This is a genomic window from Solidesulfovibrio sp. C21 (genome assembly GCF_047785625.1).
GTDB lineage: Bacteria > Desulfobacterota > Desulfovibrionia > Desulfovibrionales > Desulfovibrionaceae > Solidesulfovibrio.
The window spans coordinates 17,512-30,493 of record NZ_JBLODY010000050.1 but is presented as its reverse complement, the minus strand read 5'-3'; the positions used below and the strand labels follow the sequence as shown (position 1 = coordinate 30,493).

Annotated in this window: 15 protein-coding genes; 2 read left to right on the top strand and 13 right to left on the bottom strand. The window is 61.9% G+C overall.

The window, feature by feature from the left end; translation table 11 throughout:
* Positions 1 to 102 precede the first annotated feature (102 nt).
* From ACMZ6R_RS14310 to ACMZ6R_RS14275, 8 genes are all read right to left on the bottom strand, one after another.
* Positions 103 to 846, bottom strand: a complete 744-nt coding sequence (locus ACMZ6R_RS14310; protein WP_416112608.1) for a septal ring lytic transglycosylase RlpA family protein — start codon at positions 844 to 846, stop codon at positions 103 to 105.
* 202 nt (positions 847 to 1,048) lie between these two features.
* Complete coding sequence (locus ACMZ6R_RS14305; RefSeq protein ID WP_416112606.1) at positions 1,049 to 3,202, bottom strand: putative bifunctional diguanylate cyclase/phosphodiesterase; 2,154 nt, start codon at positions 3,200 to 3,202, stop codon at positions 1,049 to 1,051.
* A 279-nt stretch (positions 3,203 to 3,481) separates the two neighbouring features.
* Positions 3,482 to 5,032: an IS66 family transposase gene (gene tnpC, locus ACMZ6R_RS14300; protein WP_416112604.1), complete on the bottom strand. Its 1,551-nt coding sequence runs from the start codon at positions 5,030 to 5,032 to the stop codon at positions 3,482 to 3,484.
* A 49-nt stretch (positions 5,033 to 5,081) separates the two neighbouring features.
* Complete coding sequence (tnpB, locus tag ACMZ6R_RS14295; protein ID WP_416112602.1) at positions 5,082 to 5,435, bottom strand: IS66 family insertion sequence element accessory protein TnpB; 354 nt, start codon at positions 5,433 to 5,435, stop codon at positions 5,082 to 5,084.
* The gene (gene tnpA, locus ACMZ6R_RS14290) at positions 5,432 to 5,782 is read right to left on the bottom strand and encodes an IS66 family insertion sequence element accessory protein TnpA (RefSeq protein ID WP_416112600.1); all 351 of its coding nucleotides are present in this window, start codon (positions 5,780 to 5,782) and stop codon (positions 5,432 to 5,434) included. Before tnpA ends, tnpB begins: the two co-directional genes overlap by 4 nt.
* Before the next feature lie 218 nt (positions 5,783 to 6,000).
* A complete protein-coding gene (locus tag ACMZ6R_RS14285) occupies positions 6,001 to 7,047 on the bottom strand; it encodes a DUF1134 domain-containing protein (RefSeq protein ID WP_416112598.1) in 1,047 nt (348 codons plus the stop codon).
* Positions 7,047 to 8,135 carry an SGNH/GDSL hydrolase family protein gene (locus ACMZ6R_RS14280; protein WP_416112596.1) on the bottom strand — a complete coding sequence of 363 codons (1,089 nt, stop codon included), beginning with the start codon at positions 8,133 to 8,135 and terminating at the stop codon, positions 7,047 to 7,049. The genes ACMZ6R_RS14285 and ACMZ6R_RS14280 overlap by 1 nt, the downstream gene beginning before the upstream one ends.
* A gap of 21 nt (positions 8,136 to 8,156) precedes the next feature.
* The gene (locus ACMZ6R_RS14275) at positions 8,157 to 9,275 is read right to left on the bottom strand and encodes an AMIN domain-containing protein (RefSeq protein ID WP_416112594.1); all 1,119 of its coding nucleotides are present in this window, start codon (positions 9,273 to 9,275) and stop codon (positions 8,157 to 8,159) included.
* Between the two features lie 164 nt (positions 9,276 to 9,439).
* Here ACMZ6R_RS14275 and ACMZ6R_RS14270 point away from each other — a divergent pair, with 164 nt between their 5' ends.
* Together ACMZ6R_RS14270 and ACMZ6R_RS14265 are read left to right on the top strand one after the other, a co-directional pair.
* Entirely contained in the window at positions 9,440 to 9,676 is a 237-nt protein-coding gene (locus ACMZ6R_RS14270; protein WP_416112592.1) for a hypothetical protein, read from the top strand.
* 77 nt (positions 9,677 to 9,753) lie between these two features.
* A complete protein-coding gene (locus ACMZ6R_RS14265) occupies positions 9,754 to 10,299 on the top strand; it encodes a hypothetical protein (protein ID WP_416112590.1) in 546 nt (181 codons plus the stop codon).
* A gap of 20 nt (positions 10,300 to 10,319) precedes the next feature.
* On the opposite strand, the gene ACMZ6R_RS14260 is transcribed toward ACMZ6R_RS14265, so the two are convergent.
* From ACMZ6R_RS14260 to ACMZ6R_RS14240, 5 genes are all read right to left on the bottom strand, one after another.
* Entirely contained in the window at positions 10,320 to 10,574 is a 255-nt protein-coding gene (locus tag ACMZ6R_RS14260; RefSeq protein WP_416112588.1) for a hypothetical protein, read from the bottom strand.
* Between the two features lie 85 nt (positions 10,575 to 10,659).
* A complete protein-coding gene (gene hisG, locus ACMZ6R_RS14255; RefSeq protein ID WP_416112586.1) occupies positions 10,660 to 11,541 on the bottom strand; it encodes an ATP phosphoribosyltransferase in 882 nt (293 codons plus the stop codon).
* A complete protein-coding gene (gene hisI / locus ACMZ6R_RS14250; RefSeq protein WP_416112584.1) occupies positions 11,542 to 11,916 on the bottom strand; it encodes a phosphoribosyl-AMP cyclohydrolase in 375 nt (124 codons plus the stop codon).
* Between the two features lie 25 nt (positions 11,917 to 11,941).
* Positions 11,942 to 12,304 (bottom strand): hypothetical protein, encoded by a 363-nt coding sequence (locus ACMZ6R_RS14245; RefSeq protein WP_416112582.1) that lies wholly within the window; start codon positions 12,302 to 12,304, stop codon positions 11,942 to 11,944.
* Between the two features lie 11 nt (positions 12,305 to 12,315).
* Positions 12,316 to 12,891: a hypothetical protein gene (locus tag ACMZ6R_RS14240; RefSeq protein WP_416112580.1), complete on the bottom strand. Its 576-nt coding sequence runs from the start codon at positions 12,889 to 12,891 to the stop codon at positions 12,316 to 12,318.
* Positions 12,892 to 12,982 lie beyond the last annotated feature (91 nt).

Genomic DNA, 12,982 nt, shown 5'->3' with positions numbered 1-12,982 from the left:
ATATAAATCGGTGACGAATAGCATCCTGTTACCTTTGAAAGTCTTTGAAGGGGGGTCTGGGGGGAAACTTTTCTTCAGAAAAGTTTCCCCCCAGCTTCCTCCCTACTGGGCTATGACAAACGCCCCGTCGAAAATCGTGGCCAGGCGCAGGCGCGCCACATCGGCCTCGGCCGGCGTGGCGAAGATGCCGGCGTGGACCCGGAAATACCGGGTGCCGTCGATCTCCTTGTAGTTGATGCGCGACCCGGCGTAGCCGGCGGCGAAAAGCCGCGACAACAGCCGCTCGGCGTTGCGCCTGTCGGCAAAAGCCCCCACCTGCACGAAAAACGGACCGGGCAATTCGCCGTCCGGCGTCGCCCCCGGCACCTCCCCTTCCACCTGCACCCGCACTTTGGCCGTGCCCCGGCCGTAGACACCCAGGGTCTTGGCCCCGGCCAGGGACAGGTCGACGATGCGTCCGGACACGAACGGCCCGCGATCGTTGACCCGCAGCACGCAACTGCGCCCGTTTTGCAGGTTCGTCACCCGCACCATGGTCTGCATGGGAAGAAGCTTGTGCGCGCAGGTCATCTGGTACTGATCGTACGTCTCCCCGTTCGAGGTCAGGTGCCCGTGAAAGCCCGGGCCGTACCAGGAAGCGATGCCCTTCTCGTCATAGCCCCTGGCCGTGTGCAGCGGCCGATAGGTGACGCCCTTGATCGTATAGGGCCGCATGGTGGCCGGAGTGCGGGAGGAACGGGGGATCGGCGCTTTGGCCGCGCAACCCCACAAGGCCAGGGCCGCGACCAGGCCGACAACGAGACGGATCGCCGACCGGCAAAAAAGACTGGAAGGACGGTGCGGCATGCTTCGTGGTAGCGGCTCGGGCGTCCGCTGGCAACCCCGCGTGGCGGGGAGAGGAAGAGGCTGGGGGAGAACCTTTCTGAAGAAAGGTTCTCCCCCAGACCCCCACTCCAAAGACTTTTAACGATAACAACATATTATCGAGAGAACATCGAGAGCGTTAGAAAATTGAGGAAGGGGAGAGCGCGAGAGGGGAGAACCCTTTTTAAAGGGTTTCCCCTCTCGCATCTTCTTTCCCATCCAGAAAGCTCGTCAGCGCTTCCTCTTCCATGGGGCGGGCGTAGAGGAAGCCCTGGCCCAGGTCGCAACCGAGTCCGGCCAGATCGTGGAGCTGGCTTTCCGTCTCGATGCCCTCGGCCACCACGTCGTAGCCCAGGCTGTGGGCCAGGCCGATGACCGAGCGCACGATGGCCCGGTTGCTGTGCTCCTCCATACCGGAGACGAATCCCCGGTCCACCTTGAGGGTATTGATGGGAAAGCGCTGGAGGTAGGCCAGGGAGGAGTAACCGGTGCCGAAGTCGTCGATGCCGATGCCGATGCCGAAATCCTGCAGCCCGCGCAGCTTCAGCATGGCCGATTCCGGGTGTTCCATGAGCACGCTTTCGGTGATCTCGAGCTTGAGGTCGCCCGGCTTCATGTGCTCGTTGCGTAGCGCCTGGACCACCTGCTTGACCAGCTCCGGCTGGGTGAACTGCCGCGCCGACAGGTTGACGGACATGAAAAAGCTGTTTCCGCCCAGCACCCCGCGCCGCAACCGGCCCATGGCCCGGCAGGCCTCGGTCAGCACCATCGCGCCAAGGGGAATGATCATCCCGTTTTCCTCGGCGGCCGGGATGAACTCGTCCGGGGGCACGAGTTCACCCGTGGGACGACGCCAGCGCACCAGCGCCTCCACGCCGCACGGCGCAAGCGTCTTCAGATCGAAAATCGGCTGGTAGTGCAGGATGAATTCCCGGCGGTTGAGCGCCTGGCGCAGGTTGGTCTCCAGGTCCATCACCCGCTCGGCCCGCTGGCGCATGGACCACTCGAACACGCGCACCCGGCCCCAGCCGGCCTTGCGCGCCTCGTTCATGGCGATGGCCGCGTTTTGCATGAACTCCTCGGGCCGCTCGTAATCGGCCGGCCCCAGGACCACGCCCATGCTGGCGGTGACGTAGAACTGCCGTTTGGCGATGGTGAAGGGCGTGCGCAGGCGTTCGCGCACGGCCTTGACGATATGCAGCGCGTCGGCCGGGGTGGCGATCTCCTCCAGCAGCAGCACGAACTCGTCGCCGCCGACGCGGGCCACGGTGTCGAGCTGGCGCACCTCGTGGCGCAACCGTTCCCCCACGCGCCTAAGCAGTTCGTCGCCGGCGAGATGACCCAGGCTGTCGTTTATAAGCTTGAACCGGTCAACATCCAGGAACAGCAGGGCATAGATGTAATTGGAACGCCGTCTGGCCCGCTCGATGGCCCGGGTGATGCGGTCGAGGCAAAGGGCCCGGTTGGGCAGTCCGGTCAGGGCGTCGTGGAAGGTGCGGTAGCGCAGCCGCTCCTCGCCAGACTTGCGCTCGGTGACGTCCTCCAGGACCACGGCCACCTGGCCGGGCTCGGGGGAATAGGCCTGGGCCAGGAAAAACATGTTGCAGTCGGCCAGGATGTTCTCGAAGCGCTGCGAACGGCCGCTTTTGGCCGTTTCGCCAAGCGTATCCAGCCAAAAAGGCTCGATGCCCGGAAACACTTCCGTCAGGAGGTGGCCGATCACCTCGGACCGGGAAAGTCCCGTTATGCGCTCGAAGGACGGGTTGGCCTCGAGAATCCGCAGGTGGCCCCGTCCATCGTCCTCCGTGTCGGGCGGCAGGAGCTCCAGGAGCAAAAAGGCGTTGAGCATGCCGGAAAACAGGTGGCGGTAGCGCTGCTCGCTTTTTTTGAGCTCCTGCTCGGTGCGGTGCTTGAAGATGGCCACTTCCACGGCCGTGCGCAGCCAGTTCTCGTCCACGGGCTTGAGCACGTAGCCGTACGGGGCGGTGCGCTTGGCCCGCTGGAGGGTGACCTGGTCGGTGTGGGACGTCAGGAAGATGACCGGGATGTCGCATTCGGACTGGATCACGCAGGCGGCGTCCACGCCGTCCATGTCGCCCTTGAGAAAGATGTCCATGAGGACGAGGTCCGGGCGCAGGGCGTCGCAGAGCTCCACCGCATCGGCTCCGGAAGCGGTGATCCCGGCCAGGGCGTAGCCCAACCGTTTCAGGATGACCTTGAGGTCAAGGGCGACGATCCGCTCGTCCTCGACCACAAGAATGCTCGGCACGCGCCCGCCCAGGCCATTGTCCGTTTCCGGCCGCCCCGGGCAAGGCGCGTCGATGGTGTGGGCGATCACATCCCCCCCGGATCGCGCTCCGTTACCAGCCATGCGGCAAGTTTGCGCTCATTGCCGCCTGTTGTACAGTCTTGCTTCACTACAAGGGATCGAATCGTTCTTTTTTTCACAAATCATGTCAGTCGGCCTTCCCGAAAAAAACAAGCCCATACCCGCCTGTACAGGAAAATGGCAGGGCCGTACCTGTCGGGAATCCTGCCAACCCGTCAAAAAAGCTGTCGCTTCGTAAGCGCTCAATAAGGCGCATCTTGTCAGGGCAATCGGAAGGCGGCAGAAGTTTTAGGCAGGAATAATCAGGCGTTTGGGATCGATGTACTGTGGCAGGAGGGCCTTGCGCTGGGCGTCGGAAGTTGCCGTCGGCAAGTGCTCGAAGAGGTGACGCAGATAACGGTACGGCTCCAGGTCGTTGGCCTTGGCGGTCTCGATGAGGGAGTACAGGGTGGCCGAGGCGTCGGCCCCGCGTGGGTGGCCTGAGAAAAGCCAGTTCTTACGCCCCACGGCAAAGGGACGGATGGCGTTTTCGGCCAGGTTGTTGTCCGGGCGCAGCCGGCCGTCTTCCAGATAGACGAGCAGGCGGCCCCACTGTTTGAGGGCATAGCCGATGGCCTTGCCGAGCAGGCTCTTGGGCGGGGTGGTGGTGACGCGAGCATCGAACAGAGCCTTGAGCGTGTCCAGGATGGGCCTGGATTTTTCGGCTCGCAAAGCCTTGATCTGCTCTGGACCGAGTTTCTGCTTCTCGGCTTGGTGCTCCACGCCGTAGAGCTTGCCGATCAGATCGAGGACGGCATGGGCCGTGCCTCCCTTGGCCTTCTTGCCGGCAGACTTCTCGACCTCGACGAACTTGCGCCGGACATGGGCCATACAGCCGAGATGGCGCAGGCCTTCCCGTTCGCCAAGAGCTTCGTAGCCGCTGTAGCCGTCGGTCTGCAGATAGCCTTTGAAGTCGCCAAGAATTCCCGCAGCCACGCTGCCGGCCCGGGTCGGATGATAGCGGAAGAGGACGACCGGCTTCCCTGGTGTTCCGCCCCGGGCAACCCACATGAAGGACTTCGTGGTGTTGGCCCGGCCTGGTTCGGCAAGCACCTGGACCGTGGTTTCGTCCATGTTGACGATGGGGCCGGAACGGATCTCCGCAATGATCATGGCGATGAGCGGCTCACAGGCCTTGGCCGCCCGGATCATCCAGCCGGCCAGGGTGCCCCGGGAGACGTCCAGGCCCAGGCGGGCGAACTGGTCTTCCTGGCGGTACAGGGGCAGCGCGTCGGCATACTTGGCTACCGCGACATGGGCGAGCAAGCCCGGGGTGACGATGCCTTGGGGGATGATCTGGGGCGGCATGGACGCGGTTTTCACCGTCGGCCCGTCACCCTCCACCCCCTCGCAGGCCCGGCAGGCATACTTGGGCCGGATGTGGCGGATGACCTGGATTTTGGCCGGCACGATGTCGAGCTTCTCGCTTATTTCCTCGCCGATGCGGGTCAATGCCGCGCCGCAGGGGCAGGTCTTTTCCGCTTCCGGCAGGTCATGGACGACCGTAACCCTTGGCAGATCAGAGGGAATGGGGCGGCGACCGCGCTTGCCACGGGTGTGGGCCGGGGCGCAGGCTTCCTCGAAGGTTTGCGGCGTGTGCTCTTCAACCGTCTGCTCGGCTTCGTCGAACAGAGAAAGTTGCTGCTCCTGGCCGGTGCGGGCCCTTTTTTCGGACTTCGGACCGTAGATAATCAGGTTGAAGAGCCTGATACGCTTTTCGAGCTCGGCAATATGCGCTTGGTGATCGGCAATGACGCTCTTAAGAACGGCAGGGTCGTCGGGAAGGGAATTGATGTCCACGGTCCGAACAATATGTCAGCATTCTTCAATTTAATCAATGCAATACTGGTCAAAAGATCGTTGAATACTCCAGGCGGGAATGGCCTTTTACGGTCAGGGGATCAAGACCGTCGAGCAGCCAGGATAACTCCCGGGAATCAATGGCCAGGACTTCGGCCTCGGAAGTTGGCCAGCGAAAAACGTGGCGTTCCAGGCGCTTTTGCCACAGACAAAACCCGTTGCGATCCCAATAGAGCAGCTTGATGATCGTCCGGCTGCGGTTGCAAAAGCCGAACAGGTGACCGGCGAACGGATCGCATTGGAGCTGCTGCGAGACCAGGATGGACAGGCCATCGATGGCCTTGCGCATGTCCGTGGCCCCCAGGGCCAGGTAGACCCGAACGCCGTTTGCCGGCGACATCATAGCCGTGTCAGCGTGCGGACAAGCTTTTCCAGCAGCGGCGCGGCGAAGTCGCCTCGGATCTCGATGCGAAAGCCATCACCTACATGCACCAGCAGCGGTTCAGGAGCGGTTGCCATGTCTGCTTGAGCCGACGCGAGCAGCGGCACGGGGACGATGGTGACGAAAGACGCGGCATCCCTGTCATTCGTTGCGCCTAAACGCTTGCGCCAATAGCTCAGGGAACTCTGGGAAAGACCATGCTGCCGACAGTATGCGCCCTGGCTCAGACCGCTACGCTGCCAAGCTGCAACATGCTCCGACCAATACGCCGCCTTCAAGGAACGCACTTCTGTAGCTGGTGCTGCCATGGTCGTCCTCCTGTGGGATAAACCATGGCAGAAAATTCAAGCGACGTAAGAAGGACCTATTTGGACGCTTACGTCGCTTCGGCCTGAAAAACACCCCTGCCGTCAACCTGTCCAATCAACCAGGACCACCACAGGAGGCAACGCCCGCCGCCCGGCCAGAGCCGGACAAGCGGGCGTGCGGGATAGGGCGCAAGCCTTCGACCGAAACGGCCAGGGGCTTAAAACGGATTGATCTGCTGGGTGCGGGTATAGTCCTGGTAGCCGACATTGGCCCCCAGACGCAGCCCCACGCCGAAACGTATGGGGGCCAGGGTTATGCCCTCGGTGCGCTGGTAGTTCATGCCGAAGCCGCCGAGGATGTAGACACTGCCGTCCACGCCCGGAAAGCGCTGGAAGAGCTGGTCGGGACTGGTCAGGCCGTAGACAAGGGTGAAGACCTTGCCCGCGTTGACGCCGAGATCGAACCCGATCGACGGGCTTTGCCAGTACACCGGAATCGGCTTGCGGCCCTTGAGGTAGAGGGTGCCCGTGCCGTAGCGCAGCCCGACGATCAGCGCCCCGCCGGCCTCGTTGCCCTTGATGAAGCCCGAGGGCTGGCCGAGGTCATGGAAGGACCGGGCCACCATTTCCGCCAGACCGCGCGAACCGCTTTCGAAAAAGCCCATGACCTCGCGGTTGACCTCGTTGCGGTTGTAGGTCTGGCTCTTGGTGGGCGGCGGCGGGGGCGGTGGGGGCGGCGGCGTGAAATTGGTTTGGCCGTTGATGGGCGTCGCTCCGCCCGGGGGAGACGACGGCGGGGAGCCGGCCGGTTGTCCGCCCAGGGGCGCGCCACCAGCCGGTGGGGGGGGCGGCGGCGTGAGGTTGGTTTGGCCGTTTATGGGCGTTGCCCCGGAAGGGGGCGACGGCCGGTCGGTCGGCTGTCCGCCCGGCGGTACGGCTCCGGCCGGATGCGGCGGCGGTGTTGCGGCCGGGTAGGCGCCCTGGACGGGGACCTGGGTCGACGCCGGCGTGGCCGAGGTTGCCCCGGGTTGGGGCCGGGGCGCCGCGGGCTGCCCGGTGGCGGGCGCGGGAACCGGCGACACCGTGGCCGCGCCGGGTCGGGATTGACCCGTCGCCGGCTGGGCGGCGGTCCCTGGCGCGGTGTGCGCGGGCGCCGGGGTGTCGGAAAGCGAGCGTTCCTTGAGCGAATCCTGGGCCCCGGCAGCGGCGGCCAGGACGAAAACGCACCCCACGGCCAAAACAATCGTCGCGGTGAAGCGTTGCATCATTTCCCTCCGTCGGTCGTGCTGGGCATGGCGGAAAAGCGGTCGCGGATGGCCGGCAGCATGGCCGCCGCGATGCCCTCGCGCCCGGCATCGGTGTTATGGACGCCGTCGGCCGTGTAGGCCGGGGCGTTACGCCCACACAGGGCGTTTCGAAGGTCCACGAAATAGGGCTTGCCGGCCAGTCCTTTTTCCAGGGCGGCGTAAACGGTCATGAAATTATCACGCACATGGGGAAAGGTCTTGCGGCCGAGAATCGTCTTTTTTTCGCTGGCCGCCACGGCCGCGTTTTCCCCGTGGCAGGTCTCGACCCAGTAAAGCGGCTGCAAAATGAGCAGGAATCGCGCCCCGTAGGCCGCGCACACCTTGTTGGCAAAGTCGTAGCGCTTGACGGTCAAATCCACGAATTTGGCCAGTTCCGGCGAATTCGGGTCGACCGGCTTAGCGGTGTAAAGGAGCTTTTGCAGCAATTCCCGGGTAAACGAGGCGTAGTAGGCGGCGTTAAGCGGCTTGAGGATACCGTAACCGGCCTTGTAGTAGCTTTCGATGACGCCCTTCACCCGTTCGCGGCCCTCATGGGCATAGGGCGTTTTTTGCACGGCAAAGTAGTTGGCGTCGTTGGCCCCGTCGTAAAAGACCACCAGTTGGGGCCGGATGGGGAATTCGATAAGCTGTTTTTCGAGGTACTTCACTTCGAGCAGGGAATTGAAGGAATTGACCCCGAAATTGAAGCAGTTGTAGGCGTAGGGTTTGCCCGTCGCGTTGAGCGTCCCGGCGAGCAGGCTCGGGATGGAATGCTGGTAGGGCGCGGTGCTGGCCCGCATGGTGGAGCCGCCGAAAAACCAGATGACGCGCGAAAGCTCGGGATGATTCTCGACGTACCCGGTATTGGCCGTGGGCCAGATGCCGTTGCCCATGAGAAAAAGCGCGTAGGGGTCGTAAACGGCTTTGGGCCCCTCGCGCAGGTTGCCGTAGATGATCCAGTTGGTGGTGGTGATCACCGCAAACGACAGCACTTCCAGGCACAGGACGACGATGACGCCCCATTTGACGGTTTTCCACAGGGCGGGAAAAAAGCGTTTCAAGGCCACGGGTTCCTTTGCCGTTTGGGATTATTTGGGGATGCGCAGGGCCACGCCCTCGGGCACCCGGGAGACCGTCGGCGCGCCGCGGAGCCGGGCCGGGGCGTCCGGCGCCATGTCGAGCACCACCCGGAACAGGTCCGTATGCCGGCCGATGCGTATGCGGCGGATAAAAGCGCCGCCCGTATCGCTCGCCGCCGCCCCATGGTAGTCCCAGGAGCCGGCGATATCGAGCACCATGCGCGGCGGATTGGTCAAAAACATCTTGGTGAAGCTCGCCGGCGGCTTGGTGGTCTGGATGACCAGCTCGTAGACCCCGGGCTTTTCCTCGCCGATGACGCGGATGACGCGGCCCATGGCGGCAGCGGATTTATCCGTGGCCTTGTGGGGCGCGACAGCCGGTTTGGCGGCGCTTTTGGCCGCGGCAACGGTCGGTTTGGGCTTGGGCGCGGCCTTGGCCGGTGCGGCGGCCGGCTTGGACGCGGCAGGCTCGTGTTTGGCCTTGGCATCGGCTTTGCCCCCGACCCCGTTTTTGTCCTTGGCCGATTTGGCCGCGGCGGAGGAAGCCTTGGCATCGGCCTTGGCCGGAGCGGGGGCCGGTTCGCCCTCGGACACGGCGGCCGGCGGCGGCGGGTTCTCCCCGGGAGCCGGCGCGGCCTTGGGCTCGGGCGAGGACGCGGCCTTGGGCGAAACCGGGTTGGCCTCGCCGGGCTTTTCCGCGGGTGCGGCGTCGCCGGAGATTTCCGCGAACATCTTTTCCAGGTTCTCGTCCCCTGGAGCGGCCGGCTTGGCCGCGTCCTGGGGGCCGGACGCCAGGCCCTGCGGCGTCTGCCCGGCCGGGACGGGCGTCTTTTCGGCAGCGGCCGGCGTGGCCTGCGGCGCGGCGACCTGGGGGACGGGCGGTGGCGGCGGCGCGGGCTGGACCGGCTGCACGGGCGCGGCGGCAGGGGCCGCGACAGGAGCCGACACGGCGGCCGGGGCCGGCGGCGCGGGTGTTGCGGCGGTCGGGGCCGGAGCGATATTGGCCACCGGTTCCTTGCCGCCGGAAAAAAGGCCGGGGCGCTTGAGGATGGCCAGCCCCAAAACCACGGTCGCGGCCAGCGCCACCGCGCCGAGAATGATCATTTTATCGCCGCGCGTCAGTGCCATGCTCCTCCTCCCATTGCCCGGGGCCAACGCCCTTTCCGTTCTACGCCGGCAACGCTACCCGAGCTTGCCCGATCCCTCAAGAGGGAAGCCGACCGGAGTATCGCCCGACATGCGTTGACAAGAGAGGGACTTTTCGTATTTCGTTTCGAAAACGGGAGGCCGGCATGCAAAACAAGGTCCGTTCGGTGCGGGTGCCGCCGGAGATCGAAACCCTCGACCTGTCGGGCCTAATCAAGGAATGCGCCCGGCACCTGCGCGACCTGGAATCGGCCAGTCTGCTCAAATCCCAGGGCAATCCCGAGGCGGCCGAAGCGCTGGTGCGCGCCCGGCAGGCCGATCTCGGCCAACGCATCGGCCGGCTCGTCTGGGAGGCCGGCAAGCGCGGCCAGGAAAAGAAATAAACGGCCCCTTGCTCCCGCCTGCATCCGGGGATAGGTGTGCCCTGCCCTCCTTTTAACGCCTTCTGGAGCCAAGCCCCATGTCACGCTCTCTTGCCCTGCTGTTTTGTGTCGCTCTTGCCACCCTTGTCGTTACCGCGCCCGCCATGGCCGGCGTCACCCTGGAGGGCGACACCTGCCAGAAGGTGTTCGACAACCCGCGAGCCGAGCACATCAACTGCCGCACCGGGTTCCGCCTGGACGCCGCCACCCGGGGGAAGCTCGAATCCAGCACCTTCGGCTTTTTGACGGACCTGACCTGCGCCGCCGACCTCACCGCCACGCGCTCCTCGGTCATTGCCCGGGTCCATGCCGGCGGGGACGTGGCCCTGCCCCAGCAGGAAGTGCGCTGCCGGCTCTATTCCGGCTCCGAACCGGTCAACGTGCGGTTTCATCTGGCCCCGATGGTGCGCATCGACAAGAAAAGCCGGCGGGCCGTGGACGCGCGCCTGGGCGTGCGCGACGTCACGGGCATCCCCGAGCCCCTGGCCACGGCCGTGGCCCAGTTTCTCAACAGCGAGCCGACGCTGCGCAACAGCCTGATCGCCGCCGCCAACCAGATCATCCCCAACCTGCCCGGGCGGTAGGGTCCGGCCGGTCCGGCGGATCACCCCGCGTCCAGTTGCCTGGTCAACGCAGCAACGGCCTCTTCCTCCTCCTTGGGGGACAATCGGGCATCGGCGCGGATCATGGCCATGCGCGCCTCGATAAACGCGCGTCGCGTCGCCGCGTCCACGGGATTCTCGGCAGTCCAGCGGGCGAACTGCTCCCGCCGGTCCTCCCTGGGGGACAATTCCCGGGGACTTTCGGGCGTCTTGTCGTCCGGCTTGCCTGTTTCGGCCATCCCTCCCTTGCGGACCATGATCTTCCATTCTTCCAAATAAAAAAGGGCCGCGGGTGAATACCTGCGGCCCTTATCCGGCATGGCGACGGAAACGGTGACGCGCCTAGATGACCTTATTGAGCGCGTATTCGATGATGCCCTCGGCGCCCATGTCGTGGAGCTTGGGGATCAGGTCGCGCACGGTGCCCTCGGCCACCACGATCTCGATGGACAGCCAGTTCTTGTTGTAGAGGTTGGCCACGGTCGGGGAGGTGAGGCTCGGCAGAAGCGCCATGATGTCGGGCATCTTCTCCTCGGGCACGTTCATCTTGAGCCCGACGAGGCCCTCGGCGCACAGCGCGCCCTGGAGCAGCATGTTGATGACCTCGATCTTGCGCCGCTTGAACGGGTCCTCCCAGGATTTCTTGTTGGCGATCAGCTGGGTGTTGGTCAAAAGCAGCTCGGAGATGATGCGCAGGCCGTGGGCCTTGATCGTGGTGCCGGTCTCGGTGACTTCCACGATGGCGTCGGCCAGCCCTTCGACCACCTTGGCCTCGGTCGCGCCCCAGGAGAATTCCACCTCCACGGGCACGCCCGCGCCGGCAAAATACTTCGTGGTGAAATTGACCAGCTCGGTGGCGATCTTCTTGCCGGCCAGGTCCTCGGGACGCTTGTAGGGGGCATCGGCAGCCACGGCCAGGACCCAGCGGGCCGGGCGGTTGCTGACCTTGGAGTAGATGAGGTCGGAAACCACCACCACGTCGGACTCGTTTTCGAGGATCCAGTCCTTGCCGGTCAGACCGCAATCGAGGGTCCCGGATTCGACGTAGCGGGACATCTCCTGGGCGCGGCACATGGAGCAGGTCAGCTCCGGGTCGTTGATTTCAGGAAAATAATTGCGATGATGCATCCGGATCTTCCATCCGGATTTCTCGAACAGCGCAATGGTGGCGTCCTGGAGGGAGCCTTTGGGAATGCCGAGTTTGAGCATGTTACCAGTGGACATTTATTTATAGACCTCCTTGGGATCGAAGACCTTGGGTGAGCAGGTGCGCTCGCCGTCGCTTGTGATCTCGGTATAAAAGCAGGACTTGTAGCCTTCGTGGCAGGCCGCGCCGCCAATCTGTTCCACCAGGACCAGGATGGTGTCGGCATCACAGTCCAGGCGCACGGACTGGACCTTCTGGACATGGCCGGACGTGCCGCCCTTGTGCCAGAGTTTTTGCCGGCTGCGGCTAAAGTAATGCACTTCGCCGGTTTCAAGGGTTTTATCGTAGGCCTCTTCGTTCATGTAGGCCATCATGAGCACCTCGCCGGTGCAGGCCTCCTGGGCGATGGCGGGGACAAGGCCGCCGCACTTGGCGAAATCGGGTCGTTTCATGGAAAATATTCCCATTTGATATTCGTTAAACAGGCTTTGCAAAATCGCCTAGCTCGGGACTGTCAAAAGGTTCTGTCGTGTCAAAAATTTCTTCCTGCATCGAAGAATATCCAAGCGCATTTCTTATAAATTTTGAAGTTCGGCCTCTTGTGTCAGATTGAATTAGAGAGAGCTTTTCTTGCACATTTATTACAGTCCCTGTACCCTTTGCGATCTCAAGGGATCCAAGGCTCTCTTTGGAATCAAAGTCTTGGATATCTTCGGTTAGCTCATATATCAAAAATCGGTGGCCGAGTTGTACGCCATCTCTATAGCCCTTATTGATAGCTAATTTCTTGTTGTTAATAATTCTAACAACCCTGCCAAGTTTTTTATCTGCTTCCGACATATTTGGCCACCTCATCTCGCAGACAATGCAGGTATAGCTGACAATGGATAGTGTGGCTTGATAATAATGTCGCTATACATTCTGCTGTTTTGTTGTCTCAAGTCGGAAAAGATTGATTCGTATCCTGGGATAATGGATATTATTTTAATTTGTACGCATTTATCTTGTTGAATATTTGAAACTATACCGTAACCAAACAGGACTTCAAAGACATCGCGCAAGCAATAAAGTCCGACTGAAGATTCGAAAGAAAAAATATCTGACGGTGCTAATATTATATATACCTCGTCGCGAATAGTATCGATATACACCCTAAGCACTTCAGGCAATATTTTTTTCTTAAGCACTTGTATTTCTTCATTATTTTTATCTATAATATCAATAAGAAGTTTAGCAAAGCTAATGGAAGTCATTAAAAATATAAAGAAGACACAAAGAACTATAAAAAGCCACCTATTTGAAATTCTTATTGCTTCATTAGGTAAAACAAACCAACAAAAAAAACTTACAGTAAGACCCAATAATACCAAATAATTGCCATGTATTCCCAAGAAGGCTTCTACTAGCAATTTGATAAACTTTTTCATTAAATTACCTATAGCCTATCATCACCAACACCGTTTTACACTACGATACTAAAAGAGCCTCCTACATCTAATATAGCATGATATTATTAAA